The organism is Aerococcus sp. HMSC23C02 (assembly GCF_001806805.1).
Taxonomy (GTDB): Bacteria; Bacillota; Bacilli; order Lactobacillales; family Aerococcaceae; genus Aerococcus; species Aerococcus sanguinicola.
This window is the reverse complement of the sequence record NZ_KV786040.1, coordinates 91,682-108,111: the sequence shown is the minus strand read 5'-3', so window position 1 is coordinate 108,111 and position 16,430 is coordinate 91,682. Positions and strand designations below refer to the sequence as shown.

Sequence of the window (16,430 nt, the reverse complement as noted above, 5' to 3'; positions counted from 1 at the left end):
TATATTATTCGAACATTGATTGCTTAAATTAAAAGTCTGAAATCCTTATAAAATTAGTCATAAAACATCTCCTTTCACAAGGCCAGCTGTCACAAGAGCGTTCCGCAAAAGAATTATTCTATTGAAAGACATAAAAATCCCCCTTGAATAGATTTTTATTTTTGAAATCTATTCAAGGGGGATTTCACTCCAGTATTTCAGAATTAGCTAACTTTAAGTACAAACATACACTTTAATATTCACTTAAATGCCCCTTCTTATACATGAAGTAAGCGGTAGCTACCGAAATGATCATGCAAGAAATGAGAATATAGGACTGGTATTGGGCGAAGCCCTGGGGTCCTAGGATTAAGAAGATCCCGACCGCAAATAAGATAGGAGCTAGGGATAACTTCTTGTGGTTGAGGATCTGAGGTACCGTAATGGCACCGTAGAGAGCCGGAATGATTTGGTCAAAACCTGGCTTCAGGAAGGGGTGGTTCAGGATAGGAACCAACCAGGAACCGATCAAGAAGGCCCCTAGGATCAAAATAATTATAGTCACAATGGAAGAAATCCCTACACAGATAATGGCGATCACATTCCCCTTATCCGTGCCTGGTTCCACACCAGCAATCTTTTGACCGGCAACAGTTACCGGAATCTTCAAGTTTGTGATATTCCCGGTAATCGAACTGAGATACATAGCGCCTGCTCCGAGGATGGGATAGAAGGAAATATTCTCAACTACCGCTGTGGGAAGGAAGATCGCGATCAGCCCTGAAGCAGCGGCCAGGGCTTTGCCAAAATCAAGACCGACACCTAACCAGTAAGCCGTTCCTAGAGGCACCATGAACATCCCCATTAAGGCAATAATACTCGTGATCCGCCCCAAGCGGTTAATCTCCCGGCTATATTGGGTATCGGATTCAATTTTTCTCTTATTCTCTGCCATACAAGCACCTCCTAAAAGACATTAGCGTAGATAATGACGGCCAACATACCCACAATCATGGAAATGGGCATCGAGAAGTCACTCAAGAGCCGCTGGTCGTAACGTTTGGATAAGGCATTGAGGACCAGGGTACACAAGCCAGCCGCCACAAAAGCTATGATCGACGAAATATTGGCTACATTGGCCACATAAGGCGTGGATAGGGTAATCAGCATAGCGGTAAAGAGGGCTGCAGAGAAGATCCCTACAAAAGCCTTACTCTTAGGATTTTCCCGCATTTTCTGAGACATCTTATCCAATTGTCCCATGAAGAGAATGTTAAAAAGAATTCCCCAGATAATTCCAATCGTCATCACAAACATAATAATCACATAGACCTTTGGCGTTAGGCCCGGGTCGGAAATATCCGTTAACCCTTGACTTTGGGCGGCAATATTAGCCGCTGACCCCTCGTAGACGGCAGAGCCGACAATGGACAAGCGCAACCATGGGAAATATTTTCCCAGGGGCACCGACAGGGCGAGCATCATGACAATAATAGGAAGAGAAGGCACAATGGATAGAAGCGCACTATTGGTCATAGCCCGTTTCAGTACCTCTTTTTCCATGTCAAGTTCCAAACCCCGCTTCCAAGCTTTACGAATAAAGAGCAGGGATTGGATGACAACAATTGCAATAACCAAGGCACAGAGAGCAAAGACCACCGGACTATTGGCAACTTTTAAATAGTCACTCATTATTTTCATCTCCTTTGATAAAAAAGGAGGCTAGGAGCTCATCCCAGTCCCCTCTTCGTTATTTAGATTTTTTGCCTTGCTAGCTAATGATTGACTCATCGCTTAAGCAAGAGTACGACAGATCGCCAGCTATCCTCCGATAGAGGCCCGTCATTTTTAGGCTAAGTAAGTTTTAGCTGTTTCTATATAGAGGTCAATAAATTTCAAGTAGTCTGCTACTTCTACATACTCATCGAGCTTGTGGGCACGGGAGGTTTCCCCTGGGCCAAAGACTGCCAAGTCATAGTCATCACTAATCCGGCCAAAGTTGGAAGCGTCGGTTGCGCCAGCTAGGGTTTGGGTCCCCACTTCCCAATCAGCTGAAGCTTGGATAGCCTTGACTAAGGCATTGTCTGGACTTGATTCAGCGGCTGGATTGTTTTGTAAGAGATTCAATTCCAGACGACCGTCATTCTTCTCGTTCAGTTCATCCATGGTGTCTTGCATCATCTTAACCACTAAGTCATTGCCAGCTTCTGGCACCACCCGAGTATTAGCCTTCATGACTGCCTTGCTGGCGACACTATTGATCTGGGTTCCCGCTTCAATCACGGTGTTCACATTGAGCGAACGGCCCAGTTGGTCATTATAGGCTTCATCCGTATTAAAGGCTTGGTCGAATTTGTCATTCATGATATTGATGTAGTCCACCAAGAGCTGGATGGCGTCGATCCCTTCTTCCGGCATGGAGCTGTGGGCACTCTCCCCATGGGAAATCACTTCATACTGGATAGAGCCTTTGTGGGCATTAATAATAGCTTCATTCCCGCTCGGTTCAGCAATCAAGAAGGCGTCAGCATCATCGAGGTAACCTTCATCAACCAATTGTTCCGAACCTAACATGCCGATTTCTTCCCCAACCGTTAAGGCTAGGCGCAGGGTCCCCTTGAGGTCCGCATTGGCTTCCTTCAATTCAATCAGAGCAATCACGATAGCGGCCAGGCCCGATTTCATATCTGTTGTCCCGCGTCCGTACATCTTGCCGTCCACAATTTCAGCCCCAAAAGGATCATGGCTCCATTCCTCATGGTCACCGGCTGACACCACATCCAGGTGGCCACTATAAACCAAGACCTTACCTTCTTCTTGGCCCTTAATTTCAGCCACTAAGCTGCTCCGTCCTGGGGCATATTCTACCAATTGACTGTCAATACCATGTTCTTGCAAAAGATCAGCAATATACTTAGCCACTTCTTCTTCATGGTCATTTTCACTTGGAATCTGAATAATGTCCTGTAAGACTTTGATACGTTCTTCTTTATTCATCCTAATCTACCTTTCTTCTCAGTAAATGTCATATATTATGTCAAAAAAGATTAAAAGCTACTTATATTTTATCTGATTTTAGTGCTTTTGGCAATTATTAGTTCTTTTTGCGTTATATTATATAACGTTCAATGTAAGAAAAAAGATCCAGACAAAGCTGGATCTTAGTCACTTATATTTAAGCTTCTTGGGCTAGCATGGTGGTAATCCGGGTCATGAATTCTTCGAGGAAGCGGTCCGTATCCACCTGGATGGCAACTGACATGCTAGGGTCTGGATCATTCAAGCGCTCGTTATCGCCAATAGTCCGGCCCCGGCTGGCACCTTCTGTTTCCACCTTCATATTGAGGGGCAGGTAGTCCACCAGATCTTCTTGGACGGCTACCGCAACGGCCAGGGGATCGTGGAGGGCACAACCCTTCAGATGGGGTGAGGTGATTTCATAGGCTTTGATATAGTAGTCGACAATATCAGCCAAAACCCGGCCGGCTTCTGTCCCTAGGGCTCGCCACTTCGCGGTATCCTCATAGGTCAGAAGGGTGCGGAGGGTCACATCCAAGCCAACCATGGTCACATGGACATCACTTCTGAACAAGCGGTCAGCTGCCGCTGGATCTTGGTTGATGTTAGCTTCCGTATAAGGGGTCACATTGCCGCAGACCGTTAAGGCCCCACCCATAATGACAATCTTACCGGCCTTCTTGAGGGTCGCTTCATCTTGGGCCAAGGCCGCATCGAGGTTAGTCATGGGACCCGTAGCCACAATGATTAAGTCTTCGCCATACTGGTCGCAAGCCGACAGGATAAAATCAACAGCGGATTCTTGGCTAGGCTGGCGGGCTGAATCTGCCAAGTCGACATTGCCAATCCCATCCTCACCATGGATGAGGGCTGAAACCTCTAAGACTTCAAAGTCAGACTTGTCGCTAGCATGGGCTAGGCCAGGAAAAACAGGCACCTGGTCCTGACCAAAAAGATCCAAGAGCTTCAAGGCATTGCGAAGGCCATCCGCCATCAAGACGTTCCCATAAGTTCCTGTAATGCCGATCAATTCAACTTCATTTGAAGCAACAGCGTAGGCAATGGCCAGGGCATCATCGATCCCTGTATCCAAATCGAGAATAATTTTTTTCGTCATGGTTCTTACTCCTTATTCACACGGTTCCGGCACGAGGCCTTACTGGACGGTCAAATCTCTAAACTAATCTTGGTCGTAGGCAACAACTTCTCCAGATTCAGCATCAATCTTCACTTCGCCCTTGCTTTGGCGGCCATCGCGGAGGTCCACCTTCCAGTAGAACTTGCCATCGCTGTCGCGCTCAAGTTCCCATTGCGTGGCTTGGTCAGCACGCGCTTCCTTAAGGGCAATTTCAGTAGCCTCTTCTAAACTAATCACTTGGTCTAATTGGAAGCGGTCTTTAGGATCATTGGCACTGCCCACTTCTTCCTTCTTCTCAACAATGGCCAAGTCATCCGCCAAGGTCAAGCTGTAATCCTTGTCGTCATCTTCCCCTTCAATTTCAAAACGAGAATCGCCTTCCGCTTCCACTTCAATGCTAGTCAATTCAGCACTTGGGAACTGGTCTTCGAAGCTCGCAACAGCTTCTTCTAAGTCCTCGCTAATTCTTGCAACGTCAACTTTAGCCCCGCGGCGGTCGGACTGGGACCGGCTAGACTCTGACGAAGTCCGACGAGAGCTTTCTTCTCGGTCATCTCGGTCGCCTTTATCCTCTTGATCATTTTGACTAGCTTCATTGCGGCTAGACTTGTTGCTTTCCTTGGATGCGCTTGAAGACTGGCTCTCTTGGCCTTGGTCCTGGCTATCCTGGCTCGTTTCTGTTTGTGTTAAAGGATCCACCCGTTTGGCTTCCTCGCTCGGTTGAGCCTGGCAGGCCACCAAGAAAGTAGAAGCCAGCAAAACAGTTGAAGTCCGTTTAATCCATTTTTTCATTCGATATTCCTCCTTAAAAGCATATCACATGTCATAAATTTAGCTTAGCACATCTGCCTCTAAGAAGCACTCAAAAGCCCTTCAGGACAAGCTAAAGAAAGAAAAATAAGACCTAGGCCCTAGCGCTTTCTCGAGAATGAAAAATATCTTTCAAATAGCCGTAAGTCACATCGACCAGTATAGCTACAGCGATAAAAGTTTCCAAATGGACCAGCAAGCTGGCAGCACCTAGCTGGCAAGTCAGAACAGGCAGGGCTAATTTTAAGGAAAGAGCAGAAATAACGAGTGGAAAGGTCAAAGCGGCCGACGTTGAAAAGAAGCCTAAAGCAAGCAGACGGGGCAGCTGGACCAAGATACTGACATAGAGACCCTGAGCAACTAGCAGAAGAAGGGCCAAGAGTAAGTGTGAAGGATGTGGAAAACTACTCACATAGGCAGCGACTAAGAGTGAGAAAGGCGCACAGAGAATGGCGGTTGTTAGCTGGGCAGGTTGGGAGAGATCATGTAAAACATAGACCCGGTAGAGCATGAAAGGCATCACCAGAATCCCTCCCAATAAACCTAGATAAAATAGAATTTGTCCTAAGAGCAAGTTGCCATATACTGGAGCCGTCACACTTGCAACGACAAAGCCCACAAAAACCACTCCCCAAGAAGGAAAAACTTGCTGTATCTGCCTCTGCGGAAGATAGCGAAAAGCATAGCGGATAGAAAGATATAAATTAAAAGCAAGGGCCAAGTACCAAATTCCTTCAGCAAGACCAGGAGGGAGGCCCAGAAGTGGCCTTAAGTAAGTTGTCAAGATTATTATGGCCATTGCATAGGTTGGAAAAACAGAAGCTGGCAAAGGATCCTGCATTTCCTTTTTAAAAGTTGCATAATTAACAAGTAAATTCAAAGTATAAGTCAACCATAAGACTAAAGCTAGCCCACCAAGAATAAGGCGCAGGGACTGGCTATAGGACTGAAGCAAGTTGCCCGAAGTCGCCAGTGCTAAAATCAAACCTGACATAGCAAAAGGTTGCCTCTTCAAATAAGTCATAAACTATCCTCCTAAATCTAAAGACATGCTTGCCTTTTTTTGAATTATAGCAAAGAAGCAGACAACTTTAATGAGCAGTTTTCGGTCAAAGGATATGGGAAAATTGAATCAGGGTGTGAGAGGATGCGGGAGAAAGGGACCTCTGGAGTAAAAGACCAGAGAAGGCTGAAAGCCTTCGACGGGCTTTTATGAAGAGGAGCCCTTTCTGCACCCTCGAACCCGACTACACAGAGTGTGAAGGCTGGCGGTTAAATTGATCAACATTCAATCAAAAGTTACGATTGTGAGTTGACGCTATTCAACACCCAAACAGAGCTTCCTATTGTGGCTTGACGATGAGCAACACACAAACAAGTCCCCTGAGTGTGGCTTGACGATAACTAACCCCCACACAAGCCTTCTGATTGTGGGTCCACACCCCGAACGCCCTCGACTACATCAGGATGATTGGGCCAAGCCACCCCAGCAAGCCCAACAAAAAAGCACCAGCACGACTGCCCTGCCCCTAAAAGTTTGGATGAAGGATCCAAAGTTTAGGAATCATAACAGCGTCTGGCGCTTATTTTTTAATGGCACTAGTCTTCCAACTGGTAGTTGGTCCCAGCTAGGGCTTGTTTTAAGTCTTCGACTTCGTAGTCACCACTTACTGTGACTTGTTTTTGGTCGAGGTCGACTTCGGCACTTTCTACGCCGAAGACTTGGCTGAGTGCTTGTTCAACATTTTCTTTACATCCTTGGCACTTGAGCCCAGAGACAGGGTAAGTCTTAGTCATCATTTCATCTCCTGACTCGATGGTTTAAAGCCTTTCAAACGAAGGGCATTTAGTAGGACTGAGATGGAACTAAAGCTCATGGCGGCCCCAGCGATCATCGGGTTGAGGAGTGGCCCACCGAAGATATGGAGGACGCCCATGGCCACTGGAATGCCTAGAACATTGTAGGCAAAGGCCCAGAAGAGGTTCTCCTTGATATTCTTGATGGTGGCCCGGCTCAGTTCGATAGAGGTTGGGACATCGAGCAGGCTGGAACGCATGAGCACAATATCTGCTGATTCGATGGCTACATCTGTCCCCGAACCAATGGCAATCCCAACATCCGCTTGGGCCAAGGCGGGGGCGTCATTGATCCCGTCCCCGACCATAGCAACTTTATGGTCTTGGCCTTGGAGTTTGGCCACCTGCTGGGTCTTATCTTCAGGCAGGACCTCAGAAATCACTTGGTCAATGCCGACCTGGCGACCGATGGCTTCCGCAGTTCGACGGTTGTCCCCTGTCAGCATCACGACCTTGAGCCCCATCTCATGGAGGGCTTGGATGGCAGCCTGGCTATCTTCCTTGACTGTATCTGCCACAGCCACCAAGCCTAAAAGCTCCTGGTTACGAGCCAAAAGCATGGGAGTCTTACCTTCAGCAGCCAGACGGTCCATTTGTTCCGCTGCTGCCTCAGTGTCAACGCCCTGCTCTGCCATCAATTGGGCATTACCCAGGTAGAGGGCTTGTCCATCCAAGCGAACACGGATCCCGCGTCCACTTAAGGCCTCGAAGTCGTCACTCTCTTCCAGAGTCAGGTCCGCTTCCTGAGCCCCTTCAATAATGGCTTGGGCGAGCGGGTGCTCCGAGCCTTGTTCAGCTGAGGCACTCAAGCGGAGCACGTCCTCAGGGCTGAGCTCACTGTAAGTTTCTAAGTCGGTCAAGACCGGCTTGCCTTCCGTAATCGTCCCCGTCTTATCGAACACAATCGTCGTCACTTCTTGAGCAGTTTCCAGGGCATCCCCGCTCTTGAAGAGGACGCCATTCTCTGCTCCCTTGCCGGTACCGACCATGATCGCAGTTGGCGTGGCCAAGCCCAGGGCACAAGGACAGGCAATAATCAAAACAGACACTAGGATGGTGATGGCGAAGTTCCAAGATTCCCCACCGATTAACCACCAAGCCAAGGCTGAAACCACCGCCAAAACAATGACAACGGGGACAAAAACGCCAGACACCTTATCAGCTAGGCGGGCAATTGGCGCTTTAGAGCCCTGAGCTTCTTCGACTAAGCGAACAATTTGGGCCAGGCTGGTATCTTTGCCGACCTTGCTGGCCTTCATTTGGAAGCTCCCATTACTGTTAATCGAAGCGCCGACAACCGAATCCCCGACTTGCTTGTCGACTGGCATGCTTTCACCCGTAATCATGGATTCGTCCACCGCTGATTGACCCTTAATGATCTCACCATCGACTGGAATCTTTTCACCCGGACGCACCTGCAAGATATCACCGGGCTGCAATTGGTCAACACTGCCTTCAACGACTTGACCATCACGGACCAGACGAGCCGTTTCTGGTGCTAGGTCCATCAGCTTCTGGATGGCTTCGGAAGTCTTCCCCTTGGACACATTCTCAAAATAGCGGCCCAGGGTAATCAGGGTAAGGATCACCCCAGCGGATTCATAGTAGAGCCGCATGGCGTAAGAACCGTCCCCTTGGCTAATTTGCCAGGTGCTAAACAAACTGTAAAGCACGGCGGCACTGGTCCCTAAAGCGACCAAGGAATCCATATTCGGATGGCCCTTAAAGAGTGCCTTGAAGCCTGTGGTAAAGAATTCACGGTTCAAAATCAGAACTGGCAGCACTAAGGCGAGTTGAGTCAAGGCAAAAGCTAAAGGATGGGCCATGGGGTCGAGGAAGCTTGGCACAGGTAGGCCGACCATATCCCCCATAGCTAAATAAAGCAGGGGCAGCGCAAAGACCGCTGACCAGATAAAACGCCGCCAGAGCCCTTGGATTTGGGTATCCTTTGCTTCTTGCTTGTCTGCCCGCTTAACGGTCGACTTGGTCTGGGCCTGGTAGCCGGTTTCTTCAACCGCTTGGACAATAGCCTGGGAAGAAACTTGGCCACTATCATAGACCACCTGCATCTCTTCAGTGGCTAAGTTGACATTGGCCGCTTCGACCCCGTCTAAGGCCGACACCGCCCTTTCAATGCTTTGGGCACAAGAGGCACAGGACATGCCCGTAATCGCAAATGTCTCCTTGTCTTCAGCTAATTCTAAATGATAGCCGGCATCGGTCACCTCTGCTGCGATATCCTGGGGCTTTAAACGCTCTTCATCATAAGTCACCGTCAATTGCTCTGTCGCGAGGTTGACATTGGCTTCATCCACGCCAGCCATCCCGCTGACTGCCCGCTCAATGGTTTGAGCACAGGAAGCGCAGGACATGCCCGTGATGGGGTAAGTTGTTTTGGTCATTCAATCCTGCTCCTTTCTTCTGTCTACATTTGTAAACTATCTATCTAAAGTATAAGGGGTTGATCTACACTTGTCAACCCCTCACACTTCTTATCATAAAATAATTCTCTAGTTCTTAGTGTTAATAACTAGTAATTAATTGACAATTGTTATATCAGCTAGTTTTGAGCAGCAGTGGAACTTTGAATTTGATCGTTAGCCATGAAAAAGCAAGCGATGTGAATTATGGATCGTAGGCGATTAGCCGTACGAGCCATTTGAAGCTCGCTAGGTGAGAGACCTTGGCTCGAGCCGGTGCCATGGCTCTTCAACGACCAAATTCAAAAGCGGAACGGATGCTCAGCAATATCATTTAGTAAAAATCATAAAACTAAAACTAGCGAATCAGCCAACCTCCGTCAACGGGGAGCACGGCGCCTTGGATATAGTCGGCCCCATCACTGGCTAAGAACAGGGTCAAGGAGGCAACCTCTTCCGGACCGGCCCAACGCTTAACGGGCGTTTGATCCGCTACCCACTGGGCCATTTCAGCGTCATCTTGGAAGTCCTTGGCGTTCATCGGTGTGGCCACCGCACCTGGCGCAATAGCATTGGCCCGAAGTCCCTGGCTGGCATAATCATAGGCCAGCTGCTTGGTGAAACCCACGATGGCGTGCTTGGCCGCCGTATAGGCAATGCCTCCGCCACCAGCAGTCAGACCTGCAATCGAAGCCATGTTGATCACCCGCGAACTGGGCGCCGCTAGCAAGTAAGGCAGGGCCGCTTGGGTCACATAGAAGAGACTGTCCACATTAGTCCGAAAGACTTCCTGCCAGAGCTCATGACTACTTTCAGCTAGGGGCAGGTAGTCGTCTAAGATGCCCGCCGTATTGCAGAGGACATCCAGAGCCCCCCAGTCCGCCAAAAGTTCAGCGATAACTGTCTGGGCTTCAGCCTGGCTTAAGTCCAGCTGGCAGGTTCTCACTTGGTCTTGCCCTTCCGCCCAATCCATCGGTGCTCGGTCGACAGCTAGGACCTGGTGGCCAGCTTCAAGAAAGGCCTGGGCTTGGGCCTGGCCAATCCCAGAAGCTGCGCCCGTTACCAGAACCTTAAGCGGCCGCCTGAGTGATTGTCTTTGGCTAAAGGCTTGAAAAGATTCCATCTTAGTCAACCAAACGCCAGTCTTCAGCTAAAAGATCGCAAACAGTCGGTTGGAAGACACTAAAACCTTCTCCCGCCACCGCAATCAAGAAATAAGGGGTCACTGGACGGCCCTCATATTCCTGACCGGCAACATAACACACATACTCTTCGGCCCCCGACCAGCCCTCACGGATAATGTGGGCGCCGTCTTTTAATTGGGGTAAAATTGCTTCAAAAGTCATTCAACATCTCCTAATTCAAATATTCTTGCATGGTATTGGCTTGGTCAGCGGTCGTGTTCCCAGCAAAGTTAGGGGCTGCTAAGGAAATACCACCTTGTTCATTATAATAGAGATACCATTCTTTAGGGAAGTCCGCTTGGTCATTATCCACTTCAACAACCGTATTCACCTTAATGTCGCGGATTTGACCAGGCAATTGGGCAGAGAAGACTTGGATAGTCTTGGTTGGAACCTGCTTGATCTGCATAGCAAAATTTCCTTGGCCTGGAATATTCACATAGCCTTCATTGTTATCCAAGTTAATATTCTGTGGCGCATTGGCTACGGTATGGGGAATCACAAAGCTGATAGCACCGACATTCTCAGCGGAGACACCATAAGGATAATCATCCCCCTGGGCAGAACCTTGAACTGTTACATCTTCGCCGTCTGCAGATTCTTGGTCAGAAGCCTGGCTGGACTGGTCGCTCGACCCCTCCTCAGCATCTTTTGAGCTCGCTGATGAAGCATCATCTTTGCCGTCTTGGCTTTTGGCTGCATCGGCTTGGCTATCGGCTGCTGCCTCCCCTGCTTGACTAGTCGTATTGGCCTGGCTAACGCTTCCTGCTTCATTATTCTGTGCACTATCCTGGCTACAAGCGGCCAAGAGGAACACACTGGAAGCCAAGAGTAACTTGCTAGCAAATTTTGTCATTTTCATCATGATCTCTCCTATTCTAACAAATACTATAGCGCTTACTTATAACTTCATTATAGCAAGCCTCCGACAAAAGTTAAAACAAAGGCCCTTATCCTCCATCAAAAAACAAAAAAGTCGAGCGCTTACTCGACTTTTTCGTATAAGGCAGGCCATAGCCTCCCTTACTAGCTGCCAGTCTCCCATTAGACTAACGCTTAACTTAAAAAGAAAATCTCAAAGGGGCTAAGGAAGCTGATGAATGTCGTTTGTACTGAGAAAAGGTATCATTATCCTTGTATGCACTTGCCCCCTAGACCTCGTTCAAGTCTCCCCTAGTTTAGGCCTAAAGTTCCGAGAAAGAAAGTTCAAATCTTTCTCGGATCCAGTAGTTTTTGCTGACAAGATAGACAGTTTATCTTAAGATAGAACTGGAAAAGAAGACCAGACTCTTAATAAAATATCCCTTTATCACACAGTCTTCAGAAAGGATAGGATTCGATGATAAAACTGATTGCTTCTGATATTGACGGCACCCTGCTCACAGACCAAGGTATTATGAGTCCCCAAACCCACCAGGCTATTCACCAAGCCATCGCAGAGGGGATCGAATTCTTGCCGGTGACAGGGCGGGGCTATGCGGCGGCCCAGAATATTATCGGCATGCAGGGGCTCCAGGTCCCTATGATTAACCTCAACGGGGCCCTGGTCTCCTCCGCCCAAGGCCAAGCCTTAAGCCAATTGCCCCTGCCCCAGGACCAGGTCCTCGCCATGCGCGACTTCCTCGACCAGGCAGGCGTTCGCTATTCCCTCGTCAGCCAGGATTGCTATTACACCACCGATCCCGACCGCTACCAAGCAGGCATCAGCCGCTTTCTCAAAGATCAAGCGGCCAGCCACCAGCAAGCAGGTATCCCAACACCTGCTATCGACATTGACCAAGCCAAGGCCTTCATCCAAGACATAGGCAGACTTAAGGAGCTGCCCCAGCAGGACTTCCTCAAGCTAATCTTCTTCACAGACCAGGAAGACATCCGCCAAAGCTTCCGCGAGCATTTTGCTGGGGACAAGCTCCTCACCCTGTCGTCTTCAGGCCGCCATAATGTAGAAATCACCCAGGCCAAGGCGAGCAAGGGCCAGGCTTTAACCAAGTACCTAGAGGAAGCCGGTTACCAAAGAGATGAGGTCCTGAGCATCGGTGACTCCTACAATGACTTGTCCATGTTCGCCGTCACGGGACATAGCTATGCCATGGGCAATGCTGAGCCCGCTGTCCAAGCCCAGGCCAGGGCCCTAGCCCCTAGCAACCAAGAGGACGGAGCGGCTTGGATGATCCAAGAGCTCTTAGCTGGTCGGATTGGCTAAGTCTACTTACGGTCAAGTTTAAAGCCAGATTGATCATCTTGGCGGAGGCGGTACTGGAAGAAGTCCACGATGAGATCGCGCATGTAGGCTGGATCATCGACCCCCGCGCTTTCATAGCTCGAATGCATGGCAAGCTGGGCCAGGCCAATATCTACCGCATTCACCGAAACCTGCTGCATGGCCAGGTTACCTAAAGTAGACCCGCCAGCCTGGTCCGAACGATTAGCAAAGAATTGAAGGGGGACGCCGGCCTCTTTAGCAATGACTTTGATAAGGGCCCGGCTGACCCCATCCGAGGTATATTTCTGACCAGCATGGGTCTTCACCACTACCCCAGCATTCAGCTCTGGATAATTGCTTTCATCCATCACTTCAGGGTGGTTAGGATGGATGGCATGGGCATTGTCCGCGCTGATGAGGAAACTCGAAGCCAAGCGCTGGTAGTAAGAAACCTCATCGCCTCCTAGATTAAAGTGGATCCGGCGCAGGACATCTTTAAGGAAGGTCGACAAGGCTCCTTGCTTGGTTCCGCTCCCCACCTCTTCATTATCAAAGCAGGCGTAGACACTGGTTGTTTGGGGATGGTGAGCTTCCCCCTCGAGAAAACCAGCCAAAGTAGTAAAAGCAGAGGCCAAGTTATCCAATTGGGGAGCCGAGAAGAATTCCTTGTGGGCACCCCAAATCCGCCCAGGCATCCGGTGGTAGAGACTCAGCTCCATATCCAGGATGGCGTCAGCTGGCAGGTCCAATTCCTCAGCCACCAGAGCTTTGAGGTCACCCTTTTGCGCTTTCTTACCAGCGAGGAGGGGGATCATATCCACTTGCGGATTCAAGGCCACCCCCTGGTTCATCTTCCGGTTCATGTGGATAGCCAAGTTCGGAATAAGGACCAGGTCGCGGTCAAAGGCCAAGAGCCGACTGCTGATTCCTCCCTCTTCCTCGACCAAGACACGGCCCGCCAAAGACAGGGGGCGGTCAAGCCAGGACTGGGCAATCATCCCTCCGTAAGGCTCCGTATTTAAGCGCAAATACTTATCATCCTTCAACTCTGCCCGCTCCTTCAAACGGTAGTGGGGCGAATCTGAGTGTGAAGCTACCAGATTAAAGCTATAGTCATGCGTATCTTCAGCCACTTTAAAGGCAATCAGGCTGGACTGGTTGCGGGTGGTGAAGTAAGTTTGACCAGGCGCCAAGTGCCAAGCCTCTGCCTCCGTCAGCTCCTGGAAGCCTTGGTCCAAAAGCCGGCGCCGGATCTCCGCCACCGCATGAAAAGCCGTCGGAGACTTCTCAATAAAATCAATCAACTCTTCCGTCAAATCTAGGGACATAACCATCTCTCCTTCATTTCAAAACTTGATTATTACTAGCATACCCCATTCATCCAGGCAAAGAAAGTAGAAAAGGATGCCACGTTCATCGCGGCATCCTTTTCTTGTTATAAGTTCATCAATTTAGGCATTCTGGTCTTTCTTAATCCCGTAAGAATCAACCAGTTCAACCGTCCGTTCTTCCCCTTCGTGGAGGTTACCGCTCATTTCATAGAATTCAATCAAAAATTCATCTTCGGTGACGGTGTAAACCGCGAAGTTTTGGTTTTGGGATTGACGGTAGTTTTCGTGTTTGTGGTCGAATTTAGGTGAGTCATCTGGTTGTTTGGCTACATCGAAGAGGCCGTTCCAAAGTTCCACATCTTCTTCGGTCATCCAGTCTAATTTTGGACGGACCTTGTGAACATGGTCAGCACCCTTCATGTAGATGGCGTCATAAGCCTTAGTCCCTGAGGTGTTCGGGATGATATAGGTTACCCCTTCCGGATTCACATGGTATTCCACGCCGTCTTTTTCTGTCTTTTCGGTGTCTTCAACTTCACCGTAAGAGAAGTTATCGGAAGTATAAACCAGAGACTTGGTCCGGGTTAAGTTGTGGTCGTGCCCTTGGAGAACCACATCGACATCGAGTTCATCCGCTAATTTAGCGAATTCTTCCCGGGTCACTTGAACGTCCTCATCTTGGAGGGCGTGGTAGGAAGCCGAGTAGATGGGTTTATGGTAGGCCAAGATGATCCAGTTAGCCCCATTATCGCGGGCTTCTTGAATGTCTTGCTTAGCCCATTCCATCTGTTCCTTACCGATAGCACCTTGTTCAGGATTATCTTCCGATTCCTTGTTGTCGTTAGTGTTTAAGACCACAAAGTGAGCGCCGTTGTAGTCGTAGGAATAGTAGGAGCCCCCGGTCATGGCGTCATTGGTAATCGGCACATTGGTATGTTCGTTAAAGGCGGTTAAGTCCTTTTCGTCCCCTAGAACGGTATATTCATCGTGGTTACCTGGGGTGTAGGCATGAGGCAAGTGGAGGTTTTGGTCTTGGGACATATCCAAGTTATCTACCCATTCGTCTTCAACTTCTGCCACTTCAACGAAGTCCCCAGTGTGGAGAGCAAAGTCAGCGTCAGGTGCAACTTCTAGGGCATGGGCAAGGGTGTCTGCCCCGTAAGCGGCCTCATTATTGACATTGGCATTCCAATAAGCATTCTGGGTATCAGTATAGTGGATAAATTGGAAAGCTTCGCCCTTTTCACCAGAAGTTCTGAAGGAACCAACCTTAGAATAGCCACCCTCGTCAGAACCCACTTGGTAGTAGTATTGGGTATCTGGCTCCAGGTCATCCGCTTCAGCCTTGTAGGAGTATTCGGTCACATCTTGGAGTTCCAAGTAACCCAAGGAGCTCCCTTCAGAAGTCCATTCGGTATTGTCGGTCGTGATTTGTTCGTCGGTGAAGTAACCTTCAACTTCTTCCGGCTCACCGTTCTCGTCGACAATAAAGTTACCGTCTTCATCCTTAGTGGCTGCCGCATAGATATAGTAGCCATCCTTGTCGCGTTCCGCATATTCAGAAGTTACTTCCGTCGCTTCCGCAGCGAATTCAAGCGGATTGGACATATCTTCTGACTTAGATACCTTGACCTTAGCATCTGGCATCTGGTCTGTTGTATACCAGTTGAAGCCCATGGCATCGTTGGTTTCTTCTAAAAGGTTGGTCGCGATCCGGTTGGGTTCATTATTGACAGGAACAGGGGCCACTTCTGGCTTCTCATTCTGGAGTTCAATTAAATCCAAGCCATTCTCTTCCCCATAGACAGGATCAACTTCCTCGGACTCTTCGCCTTCCTTAGACTCTGAAGACGCCGCAGAGCTTTCAGAAGCTTGGTCTGACGAAGCGGACTCACTAGAAGCCACACTCTCCTCAACCGCATCCTTAGCCGGCGCTTCCTCTGCAATATTCCCAGATTCGGCACATGCCCCTAACACAAACACAGACGTCAGCAAGAGGCCAACTTTCTTGAACTTACTATCCCAATTCACCTGGTCTGATTCCTCCTTCAAATTAATCGGTCTTTTATTATTACTAAAAACCTAACTAAGACTAACTATAACAGAAGCATGTAAATACTCTGTAAACATTCGGTAAGGATTAAGTAAATGTATACAGGGTGTGAGCAAAGGCGGTTAGAAAAGGATGACTGGAGGCAAAAGGGATAAGAGCGGCTTTAGCCGATCGTTCCCTTTTGCTGAAGTCACTCCTTTTCTGCCTTTGCGAACCCGACTAGGAAGGGTGTGAGGGCTGGCGGGAGAAATAGACCTCTGGAGGCAAAAGCCAGAGAAGACTGAAAGTCTTCGGCGGCTTTTGGTGAAGAGGAGCTATTTCTGCCAGGCCGAACCCAACTAGGAAGGGGGCGAGCAAGAGCGTCCAGACTTAAATGATTGGAGGCAAAAGGGATAAGAGCGGTTTTAGCCGATCGTTCCCTTTTGCTGAAGTCACTC

The 16,430-nt window shown here is 49.0% G+C and carries 14 protein-coding genes; 1 reads left to right on the top strand and 13 read right to left on the bottom strand.

Going from position 1 to position 16,430, the window contains the following annotated elements; translation table 11 throughout:
• Positions 1-232: 232 nt before the first annotated feature.
• The 11 genes from HMPREF3090_RS01305 to HMPREF3090_RS01255 form a co-directional block, all read right to left on the bottom strand.
• Complete coding sequence (locus tag HMPREF3090_RS01305; RefSeq protein ID WP_067973238.1) at positions 233-934, bottom strand: hypothetical protein; 702 nt, start codon at positions 932-934, stop codon at positions 233-235.
• An 11-nt stretch (positions 935-945) separates the two neighbouring features.
• Positions 946-1,671 (bottom strand): DUF5058 family protein, encoded by a 726-nt coding sequence (locus HMPREF3090_RS01300; RefSeq protein WP_070485757.1) that lies wholly within the window; start codon positions 1,669-1,671, stop codon positions 946-948.
• A 156-nt stretch (positions 1,672-1,827) separates the two neighbouring features.
• The gene (locus HMPREF3090_RS01295; RefSeq protein ID WP_067973244.1) at positions 1,828-2,976 is read right to left on the bottom strand and encodes an ArgE/DapE family deacylase; all 1,149 of its coding nucleotides are present in this window, start codon (positions 2,974-2,976) and stop codon (positions 1,828-1,830) included.
• A 178-nt stretch (positions 2,977-3,154) separates the two neighbouring features.
• Complete coding sequence (locus HMPREF3090_RS01290) at positions 3,155-4,114, bottom strand: nucleoside hydrolase (RefSeq protein ID WP_067973246.1); 960 nt, start codon at positions 4,112-4,114, stop codon at positions 3,155-3,157.
• A gap of 63 nt (positions 4,115-4,177) precedes the next feature.
• The gene (locus HMPREF3090_RS01285; protein ID WP_067973251.1) at positions 4,178-4,927 is read right to left on the bottom strand and encodes a PepSY domain-containing protein; all 750 of its coding nucleotides are present in this window, start codon (positions 4,925-4,927) and stop codon (positions 4,178-4,180) included.
• A 112-nt stretch (positions 4,928-5,039) separates the two neighbouring features.
• The gene (locus tag HMPREF3090_RS01280; RefSeq protein WP_230080843.1) at positions 5,040-5,939 is read right to left on the bottom strand and encodes a TDT family transporter; all 900 of its coding nucleotides are present in this window, start codon (positions 5,937-5,939) and stop codon (positions 5,040-5,042) included.
• 605 nt (positions 5,940-6,544) lie between these two features.
• A complete protein-coding gene (locus HMPREF3090_RS01275) occupies positions 6,545-6,742 on the bottom strand; it encodes a heavy-metal-associated domain-containing protein (protein WP_067973256.1) in 198 nt (65 codons plus the stop codon).
• The gene (locus HMPREF3090_RS01270; protein WP_070485755.1) at positions 6,742-9,204 is read right to left on the bottom strand and encodes a heavy metal translocating P-type ATPase; all 2,463 of its coding nucleotides are present in this window, start codon (positions 9,202-9,204) and stop codon (positions 6,742-6,744) included. Before HMPREF3090_RS01270 ends, HMPREF3090_RS01275 begins: the two co-directional genes overlap by 1 nt.
• Before the next feature lie 376 nt (positions 9,205-9,580).
• Positions 9,581-10,345 (bottom strand): 3-oxoacyl-ACP reductase, encoded by a 765-nt coding sequence (locus tag HMPREF3090_RS01265; RefSeq protein WP_067973269.1) that lies wholly within the window; start codon positions 10,343-10,345, stop codon positions 9,581-9,583.
• A 1-nt stretch (position 10,346) separates the two neighbouring features.
• Entirely contained in the window at positions 10,347-10,568 is a 222-nt protein-coding gene (locus HMPREF3090_RS01260; RefSeq protein ID WP_067973273.1) for a DUF2829 domain-containing protein, read from the bottom strand.
• 10 nt (positions 10,569-10,578) lie between these two features.
• On the bottom strand, positions 10,579-11,268 hold the full coding sequence (locus HMPREF3090_RS01255) for a hypothetical protein (protein WP_067973278.1): 690 nt from the start codon (positions 11,266-11,268) through the stop codon (positions 10,579-10,581).
• A gap of 477 nt (positions 11,269-11,745) precedes the next feature.
• On the opposite strand from HMPREF3090_RS01255, the gene HMPREF3090_RS01250 reads away from it, so the two are divergent.
• Positions 11,746-12,609 carry a Cof-type HAD-IIB family hydrolase gene (locus HMPREF3090_RS01250; protein ID WP_067973280.1) on the top strand — a complete coding sequence of 288 codons (864 nt, stop codon included), beginning with the start codon at positions 11,746-11,748 and terminating at the stop codon, positions 12,607-12,609.
• Positions 12,610-12,611: 2 nt separating this feature from the next.
• On the opposite strand, the gene HMPREF3090_RS01245 is transcribed toward HMPREF3090_RS01250, so the two are convergent.
• Complete coding sequence (locus HMPREF3090_RS01245; RefSeq protein ID WP_067973283.1) at positions 12,612-13,937, bottom strand: M18 family aminopeptidase; 1,326 nt, start codon at positions 13,935-13,937, stop codon at positions 12,612-12,614.
• A gap of 123 nt (positions 13,938-14,060) precedes the next feature.
• Positions 14,061-15,992: a purple acid phosphatase family protein gene (locus HMPREF3090_RS01240; RefSeq protein WP_246818684.1), complete on the bottom strand. Its 1,932-nt coding sequence runs from the start codon at positions 15,990-15,992 to the stop codon at positions 14,061-14,063.
• Positions 15,993-16,430 lie beyond the last annotated feature (438 nt).

Bases quoted from the DNA above. Each gene is read 5' to 3' on its own strand.
- HMPREF3090_RS01305 (WP_067973238.1), bottom strand. From the start codon at position 934: ATGGCAGAGAATAAGAGAAAAATTGAATCCGATACCCAATATAGCCGG.
- HMPREF3090_RS01300 (WP_070485757.1), bottom strand. From the start codon at position 1,671: ATGAGTGACTATTTAAAAGTTGCCAATAGTCCGGTGGTCTTTGCTCTC.
- HMPREF3090_RS01295 (WP_067973244.1), bottom strand. From the start codon at position 2,976: ATGAATAAAGAAGAACGTATCAAAGTCTTACAGGACATTATTCAGATT.
- HMPREF3090_RS01290 (WP_067973246.1), bottom strand. From the start codon at position 4,114: ATGACGAAAAAAATTATTCTCGATTTGGATACAGGGATCGATGATGCC.
- HMPREF3090_RS01285 (WP_067973251.1), bottom strand. From the start codon at position 4,927: ATGAAAAAATGGATTAAACGGACTTCAACTGTTTTGCTGGCTTCTACT.
- HMPREF3090_RS01280 (WP_230080843.1), bottom strand. From the start codon at position 5,939: ATGTCAGGTTTGATTTTAGCACTGGCGACTTCGGGCAACTTGCTTCAG.
- HMPREF3090_RS01275 (WP_067973256.1), bottom strand. From the start codon at position 6,742: ATGACTAAGACTTACCCTGTCTCTGGGCTCAAGTGCCAAGGATGTAAA.
- HMPREF3090_RS01270 (WP_070485755.1), bottom strand. From the start codon at position 9,204: ATGACCAAAACAACTTACCCCATCACGGGCATGTCCTGCGCTTCCTGT.
- HMPREF3090_RS01265 (WP_067973269.1), bottom strand. From the start codon at position 10,345: ATGGAATCTTTTCAAGCCTTTAGCCAAAGACAATCACTCAGGCGGCCG.
- HMPREF3090_RS01260 (WP_067973273.1), bottom strand. From the start codon at position 10,568: ATGACTTTTGAAGCAATTTTACCCCAATTAAAAGACGGCGCCCACATT.
- HMPREF3090_RS01255 (WP_067973278.1), bottom strand. From the start codon at position 11,268: ATGAAAATGACAAAATTTGCTAGCAAGTTACTCTTGGCTTCCAGTGTG.
- HMPREF3090_RS01250 (WP_067973280.1), top strand. From the start codon at position 11,746: ATGATAAAACTGATTGCTTCTGATATTGACGGCACCCTGCTCACAGAC.
- HMPREF3090_RS01245 (WP_067973283.1), bottom strand. From the start codon at position 13,937: ATGTCCCTAGATTTGACGGAAGAGTTGATTGATTTTATTGAGAAGTCT.